The 7,953-nt window shown below is 49.4% G+C and carries 7 protein-coding genes; 2 read left to right on the plus strand and 5 right to left on the minus strand.

Annotation, left to right across the window (positions count from 1 at the left end; translation table 11 throughout):
• On the plus strand, positions 1 to 384 hold a 384-nt coding region (locus KDK17_RS06315; RefSeq protein WP_257287623.1), incomplete at its 5' end, for a hypothetical protein.
• 255 nt (positions 385 to 639) lie between these two features.
• Here the strand turns inward: KDK17_RS06315 and KDK17_RS06320 are convergent.
• The 4 genes from KDK17_RS06320 to KDK17_RS06335 all read right to left on the minus strand — a co-directional run bounded on the left by KDK17_RS06320 (position 640) and on the right by KDK17_RS06335 (position 5,347).
• Complete coding sequence (locus KDK17_RS06320; protein ID WP_257287624.1) at positions 640 to 879, minus strand: YheU family protein; 240 nt, start codon at positions 877 to 879, stop codon at positions 640 to 642.
• Between the two features lie 10 nt (positions 880 to 889).
• On the minus strand, positions 890 to 1,609 hold the full coding sequence (tsaA, locus tag KDK17_RS06325; protein ID WP_257287625.1) for a tRNA (N6-threonylcarbamoyladenosine(37)-N6)-methyltransferase TrmO: 720 nt from the start codon (positions 1,607 to 1,609) through the stop codon (positions 890 to 892).
• Positions 1,610 to 1,791: 182 nt separating this feature from the next.
• Entirely contained in the window at positions 1,792 to 3,924 is a 2,133-nt protein-coding gene (gene ovoA / locus KDK17_RS06330; RefSeq protein ID WP_257280589.1) for a 5-histidylcysteine sulfoxide synthase, read from the minus strand.
• A gap of 268 nt (positions 3,925 to 4,192) precedes the next feature.
• Complete coding sequence (locus KDK17_RS06335) at positions 4,193 to 5,347, minus strand: PatB family C-S lyase (RefSeq protein ID WP_257254384.1); 1,155 nt, start codon at positions 5,345 to 5,347, stop codon at positions 4,193 to 4,195.
• Positions 5,348 to 5,576: 229 nt separating this feature from the next.
• Between KDK17_RS06335 and KDK17_RS06340 the strand changes: the two genes are divergently transcribed.
• Positions 5,577 to 6,518 (plus strand): hypothetical protein, encoded by a 942-nt coding sequence (locus KDK17_RS06340; protein WP_257274775.1) that lies wholly within the window; start codon positions 5,577 to 5,579, stop codon positions 6,516 to 6,518.
• On the opposite strand, the gene mnmH is transcribed toward KDK17_RS06340, so the two are convergent.
• The gene (gene mnmH / locus KDK17_RS06345; RefSeq protein WP_257254382.1) at positions 6,494 to 7,603 is read right to left on the minus strand and encodes a tRNA 2-selenouridine(34) synthase MnmH; all 1,110 of its coding nucleotides are present in this window, start codon (positions 7,601 to 7,603) and stop codon (positions 6,494 to 6,496) included. The two genes, KDK17_RS06340 and mnmH, sit on opposite strands and share 25 nt — an antisense overlap.
• Between the last annotated feature and the right edge of the window lie 350 nt (positions 7,604 to 7,953).

A 7,953-nucleotide genomic window follows, 5' to 3' on the forward strand; every position in this document is an offset into this window, starting at 1 on the left:
ATGATGAATGGGGCATTTGGATTAAAAGACAGAGAGCAGGCATGGGGTTGGGTATCGTTTGATGATGCTGGTAAACGCCGCTGTTGGGCTGTCAATGGGAAACGTTATAGAGCAGGATTTGCTTCATTGAGCGCATGGTCTTCGGCGGGTGTTGATGTTGAATGTAATAGCACTATGCCAACAGCTATTTCATCTGCTTCTGCTACAGTCTCTCCCAATACAACCCAGGTAGCCTACACTTCATCCAAACTTATTTCTGATGCTGATAATACGAGCGGTCCTGTTATTAGTATTGTTGAGGGATGGTTGACAAATGGGTGTCCATGCAACCACATCGCTTGCAAAGCCCTGATATTACTGAGTGTTGTGAATTTTTTGTTTTAGCTTGAACTGCCAATTCCGCTACAACCCAGAGAATATGGGGACTGAGGGCGTTGAAGAAAACGACCGTTTTCGTTTGACACATATGACCGATGAAAAGGTACGGGTTTCAGGCCTTCCGCTCCATGGAGTGTGTCGAAAAACCTCCGGTTCCCATGCTTTCAGGCCCTGTGGGTCCCAGTATGGGAACAAGTTGTTGGAGTTTTGCGACAGCCTCTGTGGGGCGGGGTAACTGATTTATGAAAAAAGCCTGATCTTTTAAGAGTGGTTAATCATAGTCTCATAGTGCTGAGCTTCTTTGGCAGGAATAATATTCACACTCTCGGTTTGAGGATCAAAAACAATAGCGACTTCACCGGATTTCAATAACCCGATTACCTGCTGAATACGGCTTTCCTGGTCTTGGTCAAAACCGTTGTCAGTTCCCTCCCGGCTGACAAAATCAGCAATCAGATTGTTCAGTGTCTCTGCGTTCAATTCCTGATAGGGAATGATCATTCTTAAACTCCTAAAGATGACCGTAAGGTTCCAGGTCGGTGACCAGAAAGTGATCTCCCCTGGATTCCCAGACTACATTAACGTCCCAGAGTGCAGAGCCATGTCTGCGTCCGGTTGTCTCTCTTAGGTACGCCGGGCGTGGGTCCTGGCCCAATACTTGTTTAATCAGTTCCACCAGAGAGCGTCCGGTCTGTCGTTCATAGATCTGGCACTTGATCATGGCCACTTCACTAAATTCCACTTCTGCCATAACCGCCGGTAAAGGTGCAAAGCCACCTTTAGCTTCTGGTAGCGCATCGGCGTAGGGCAAGTAAGGTTTGATATCAATGATGGGTGTGCCGTCCAGCAGGTCAGCTTCTGTTAGTCTTAGTACCAGCTTGCCGTTTCCGGACTGGATGCCCTTCAGTTTTACCACGGAGAGGCCAATGGGATTGGGACGGTGGGTCGAACGGGTGGCAAAAACTCCCATGCGTTGTTTACCGCCCAGACGAGGAGGGCGAATAGTAGGACGCCAGCCTTCATTCATGGTTTCGTGAAAAATAAAATGAACCCAGAGGTGAGAGAAACCTTCCAGACCACGCACCAGATTCTCCTGGTTGAAGGGGGGTATCAGTTCCAGCTCTGACTCTGCCGCTGTGACAATGCCTGGTTGGCGGGGAATTCCAAATTTTTGCCGATAGCAGGAGTGAATCACTCCAATTTGTTCAAACTGGAAACTGTTTTTGCTCACACTGAACCCGTAATCGTTGTCTTGATCGGGCAATATAATGGAAAACTGAAGCTCATAACAGGTATTAGACTGACAAGGGGAACTATTGCTCCGGAGATGGTCAGCGGTGCCTGAACAGGATTTGCGAAGAATAGAAAGGTCAGGAGCCTGATAAAGAAGTCATTCTCAGGCTCCTGCTTGACTCAGGGAGTCTTTTTTTTCCAGAACGTGGCCTGAGCAACCGTATGCTGGTGCTTTCTGGCGGTTTCCCGGATGACAAAAGGAATATCTCTGGGTGGTTTGATTTCCTCAAAGTGTTGGCTTAGAACTCTTCTCAGCCCGTCATAGGTTGTGAGGGCTTCACCATTCTCGCGTATTCCACCCAGCCATTTCTCTTTTGACGTGTATTCTTCCAGCCAGGTGTAAGGCGAGGTCAGCACCAGCAGTCCCTCCGGGCGGATTCTCTCATGTACAGAAGACAGGAATTTATGGGGATCATTCAGTCGGTCAATCAGATTCCCGGCAAAGATCAGGTCATAGTTGTTGTACTTGGGTTTGAGGTTACAGGCATCGCCCTGGGTAAACAGCACACGACTGACATCAATGTCATCGGCAAAATCTGTCAGTTTGGCTTCACGGTATTCACCCAGTTCGCCCTCGGAAGGTACAAAGTATCGAATTTTTCCGTTCTGCTGAAGCTTCGCGGCCGCAGAGATAAAACGAGCTGAGAAGTCGATACCGTCTACATGATTGAACCAGCGGGCCAGCTCAAAACTGCTTCGCCCTACCGAGCAGCCAAGGTCCAGTGCCCGGGTGCAATTATGGTCTTTTAGCAATTCATGGCAGACCCTGGCACAGGCCCTGGGGAAGTTTTCAACGCCAAAGTAGCTGTCGCCATAATGGAATTCCAGGTACTGAGCCACCAGTGCATCGGTTTCATAGGGGTTCTGGCTGGTATTATGTTCAGCGGTGGATTCAACATAGCGAAAACCGGCGTGCTGGAAAAAATGCCGTCTGAAGGCATACCGCGAATCCCGAATTGCATAGTTGCCTGTCGAGATCCAGCAGCCACCCTTAATCAGGTTATGCCTGCCATCAAATGTGGGGGTTGAAAAGTCATCATAGTAGGGATGAACCCTGAAGCCTTCAAAGGCATCAATGGGTGTCGTTGTCCATTGCCAGACATTGCCAATGACATCATAAAAATCCCCCGTCCTGAACTGGTTAACCGGGCAGGAGGAGGCCCAGTATTCAAGGTTGATGTTGCCCGGAGCCTGTTCCCAATAAGGTTGGTCTGTTTCAATGGTGTCTCTCAAACAATACCATTCAGCTTCAGATGGCAGTTGTATTTGCAGGCCTGTCATTTCTGATTTCCATCGGCAGAATGCCTGAGCTTCGTGACAGTTGACATCCACAGGCCAGTTCCAGGGCATGTCTATTTCTTCCAACATGGCCCGGTATCGGTAATTTTCATCACCGGGAACCCAGAACTCAGGGTGTATGGCTTCGGCAAAGGTAGCCCATGCCCAGCCCTCATCGGTCCAGTATTTTTCGGTGTTGTATCCGTCATCCTGAACAAACTCAAGAAACTCCTGGTTGCTGACCAGGTACTGGCTGGCCTTGAAGGCAGGGATACTTTCTTCATAGTGACCATACTCGTTGTCCCAGCCATAAAGGGCATGATCAAAGGGTTTTCCGAGAATCTGGTGGCCACCCGTATGTTCAATTAACTGATTTTCCGGGGCGGCCCCTGAACTTTTACAGGGTTGCCAGTTCGGGTGGGGCGTGACGTAAGCCAGAGGTAGCTGACGAATCAGAACCGATGAGGTTTCGAGGTGGATGCGCTCATGCTCAATGCCCATCATGATTAGCCAGGCCGGACTTTCCCAGGTGATGGGTACGTCCAGAGGCATGTTTTCAATAAAATCAATGACCCGTGCCCTGACCTTTCGACGGTATTCTTTCATGGCTGGAACCGTAGGCCAGTCGTAGTTATTTTCGTCCAGATCATCCCAGGACATTTCATCAACGCCGATGGCCACCATTGCTTCGATGTCCGTATCTACCCGTTCGTTAATCAGGCGGGCAGCAATCAGCTTATTGATAAAAAATGCTGCCGTATGGCCGTAGTAGAAAATCAGCGGGTGTCTCTGGGAAATGGCTTTGCGGTAAAAAGCTTCATCATTGGTGAGTGTTTCAAAAAGACGGTCGTAAATATCGTAGGTTTCGCAGAAATACTGATTCAGTTCCTGTCGTTTTTCTTCCGGGGTACCTGAGTCGAGAATCAGCGTTCTTGTCGGGATCGGAAGTGGCGGAGTGTTTTCTGTAGGCGTCATCTTCAGCACGAGCTAATCTCCAAAGCATTTGATGAATGCTGTCCGGTTTGATCAGAGTCTATTAAAGTATCCTATATGGTTTAGAGCTTAAAGGCAGAAGTATCAAGATTGACAGATGTGTCAATGTTAGCAGATTAACTCATAAAGGCTTTGCTGTCTGAGCCATCCGTTATCAAAGTGGCGGGCCATCATCAGCAAGTGGGTGTTCCGAAAAGTGTTGAAAGGGCCGTCAGTTATTCACTGACAGCCCGACATTTAATTACGCCAGTCAGGATTTCAGATTGGCTACTGCTGCCTTGATCCTGCGGATGCCTTCTTCCAGAGTGGAGCGGCTGCAGCCAAAGTTCATTCTCAGGTAGTCACGGTCTCCAAACTGAGCGCCGGGGGAGAAGCCGACACCGGCCTCTTCAAAGAAACGGTGAGGATCATCCAGTCCTAATTCGCTGACGTTAATCCAGGCCAGGTAGGTAGACTGAAGAGGCAGCATAGTTAGCCCCTCAATACCGTTGATTTCAGACATCAGCAGGTCGTGGTTACCCCGCAGATAGTCCAGCAGACTCTGGCGCCAGGGTTCACCGTGCTCATAGGCGGCCCTGGCCGCCGTGAAACCCATCAGCATGTTATCCGGATCAGGGACAATTCCTTTGCGAACTCTCTGGAACTCCATACGCAGTGTGCCATCCGGTATTATGGCAAAGGCGCAGCCTAAGCCGGCCACATTAAATGTCTTGGAAGGAGACATCAGGGTGATGGAGGTGTCACGGGTGAAGTCACTCAGACTGGCGTAAGGTATGTGCTCGGCGTTGCGATCAAGAATAAGGTCGCAATGCACTTCGTCGGAGCATACGACAATGTTGTACTTTTTGCAGAGTGCCTCGATAGTCTCCAGTTCTTTCCGGCTGAGCACGCGGCCATTGGGGTTCTGTGGGTTACACAGCATCAAGAGTCGGGTGTCTTCGGTGATCTTGCTTTCAAATGCCTCCAGATCAAACTGCCACTGATTATCTCTGATAATCCAGTCCAGTCCGATCATTTCGCGCCCACCCAGCTTGGGAGCCATTAAAAAGGGATAGTAAACCGGTAGAGGCACGGCAACGGTCTCTCCGGGGCCGGCAACACTCCTCACCGAAATATTGAGTGCCGTTACCAGCCCGGGCAGCCAGACGATCCAGTCTCTTTCAATCTGCCAGTCGTAGAGGTTATGCATTCGCTCGACAATGCGTTCTTCCAGGCCCTCATCGGCCAGGGTATAGCCAAACACACCATGTTCAACACGTTGTTGCATAGCTTCAATGATTTCGGGGGCGGATTTGAAGTCCATATCCGCCACCCAGAAAGGCAATATATCTCTTTCCTTGTAGCGATCCCACTTCAGGCTTGAGGTATGAGTTCGGTTGATAAAAGTATCGAAATCTGTGGACACGAATACTTCCCTTGGTATTGGATTGAATCGGTTGTAACGATACTACCTGCAGCCAGTCTTTTTTGAAATGGGATTTATCGGGACGACTCCGGGAAGTGCAGCCAATTTTATCCGTTTTGCTGCCTCGCTGGTCGGCTGAGGAGGGCAATCCCTTCCCGGAGGCTGGAAAATCAAGATGTTGTAGACAATGCTCAGAGAACCTTAAGTTTCTGTTTGGAGTGGTACCGGGTTGATTTCCAGAGGCGTTGTCTATTCACTGGTGTCGGGGGCATTGCTGGGAAGTTTGATCATTCTTCCTGAATGGATGTCGGAATATACGGCTATAGAACTGGTAGCAGGACGCTTTACAGCATTTGGTCTCTGGATCTCTATGATCGTTCTTTTTCGTCGCGAGATGATTCAAAGAGCCCGGCTGGGTGATATCCAGAAGTGGGTTTGGGTGGCCCTGCTGACTAATGTTCTTTATTACCTTTTTCTTATTATCAGTATCCGAAGCCTCGGCGGAGTCTTTGCCTGTATTCTGATGGCCGCTTTACCCATGATTTTTCAGAAATGCTTTTTGACTGGAAAAGCTGGCAGTCAGCTCACTATTCCTTTACTGCTGTTGATTGGAGCGCTGTTTCTGTTGATGTCCCAGAAGTTTGATCAGGTTTCTCCGGACTCACATGAGCAGAGTATGGCCAATGGCTTGTTCTGGTTACTGTTGGCGAGCATCAGCTGGCTCGCAGGTACCCGCATACAACTGTTAATGGCCATTGAACATCCCGATATTGGTCCTTCCGATCGTTATCTGTTAACCGGATTAGGCTCTATGTTGGCACTCCCCATGATTTATCCACTGACCTGGCTGGACCATCCCGAATTTACCCTCTTTTCGAAAGGTGTTGCCAATATTGACTGGGCTTACTTCGGAGGAGGACTGCTGTTGGCAGGCGTATTAGCCACCGGTTTGGCCCGGATATGCAGACGCAAGGCGGTGTTGCATAACAGTGATTCAGGATTTTATCCCTGTACATCGCTGGAAGTTTTATTTGGAGTACTTTTTGTCTTTATGCTGGAGGGGCGCATACCCAACGCTCAGGAGTGGGCCGTCATTGCCATTCTGGTTTGGGGTATGGCCCTCTTTTACCGGAGTCGAACTGCTTCTCAGTTCAATACCAGCTCGGGATAGCTGCTTCTGATCTCTTCCCGGTTGCCCCTGAAAAGAATTCTTCCTTGTTTTTGCTCCAGTTGATATTCGTACATGGGGTCGTAGTAGCCCACCAATAACTCCTCAATCAGTGGCCGGTAACCATCAATGATGCCATGAACTTCATGCTGCAAAAGAGCTGAGGATAGCAGTTCTCCCAGCGCCTTATAGCGGGCTCCACCCAATCTTTTACGAATCCGGTAAAGGCTGTCAGCCAGGCCCTGGCTAAACCGGGCGAAGCCCTCTTTTTTACCATAAACCGTCTCGAATTCGGCCAGATTATCACGGACATACTCCTGGAGAGCTATCTCTACACGATCTTTGATGAACGTTTCCAGCAGAATGATCGGGGATTGCTGCATCTTGTCCCTGAATGCCCGGGACAGACCGCAACGCCCGATCAGCTTGCTTTCGTCTTCCAGAAGTACCGATCGGCCTGGTTTAAAATGGCGGTGCTTGAGCATGGCGATAGAAAGGCGGCTTTCAAAGTCAATTTGGGTGGGCTGGCCACCGTAACGGCGACCGAAGCTCGATCCTCGATGATTGGCCAGACCTTCCAGGTCAATACTGTCTTCAATGTCATGAATCAGACGAGTTTTGCCGGTACCGGTTTTGCCAGCGAGAATCATAAAGGGAATATCATCAACAGACTGTTCCAGTTCATCAATCAGGAATCTTCTCATGGCTTTGTAGCCCCCCTCGACCAGAGGGTAGGGATATCCGGACTCTGCCAGCCAGGATTGGCTGATATGAGAGCGCTGACCGCCGCGAAAACAGAATAGGTAGCCATCTGGGTGTTGTTGAGCAAATTGCTGCCAGAGAGTCACTCTTTGAGTACGAACATTGTCAGTGGCCAGCTCATAACCCAAAGAGAGAGCTGCTTCCTGCCCGTACTGCTTGTATTCAGTACCAATCACTTTGCGTTGGTGATCGTCCAGAATAGGCAGATTGGTCGCCAATGGAAATGAACCCTTGCTGAATTCAACGGGGGCCCGAACATCCATCAGGGGGGCATCATTCAGGAACAGTGAGAGGTAGTCGGTAGTATCCGGGCGTTGTTGGGTCATATAATTCCGTTGCAGCCTGACGGGGGTGGGCTGGCTTATTGTCCAAAAGCGCAATAGTTTGGCTGCAACCTGTCTGTTCAGGCAAGTACGGATTGTCTCTAATGGGTTTAGAAGAGTGAAACCTACACCGGACTTTTTTATCCTTTTCGCTCTAATACACCATCCTGACCTTTGAAAAGACAACCTGAAAGTCCACTGGAGATCATGTATGGGTATCAGAACTGAGATGCATCCAGATCAATTATTATCTGACCCGTGCCTGAGGGTTCAACTCTGTAGATAAAACGGTAGAGGCTTGCCAGCGATACGAATGTAAAAAAGCCCAGACCGGAGGCTACGGTAATAATCGT

The organism is Endozoicomonas sp. SESOKO2 (assembly GCF_024606245.1).
Lineage (GTDB): Bacteria > Pseudomonadota > Gammaproteobacteria > Pseudomonadales > Endozoicomonadaceae > Endozoicomonas_A.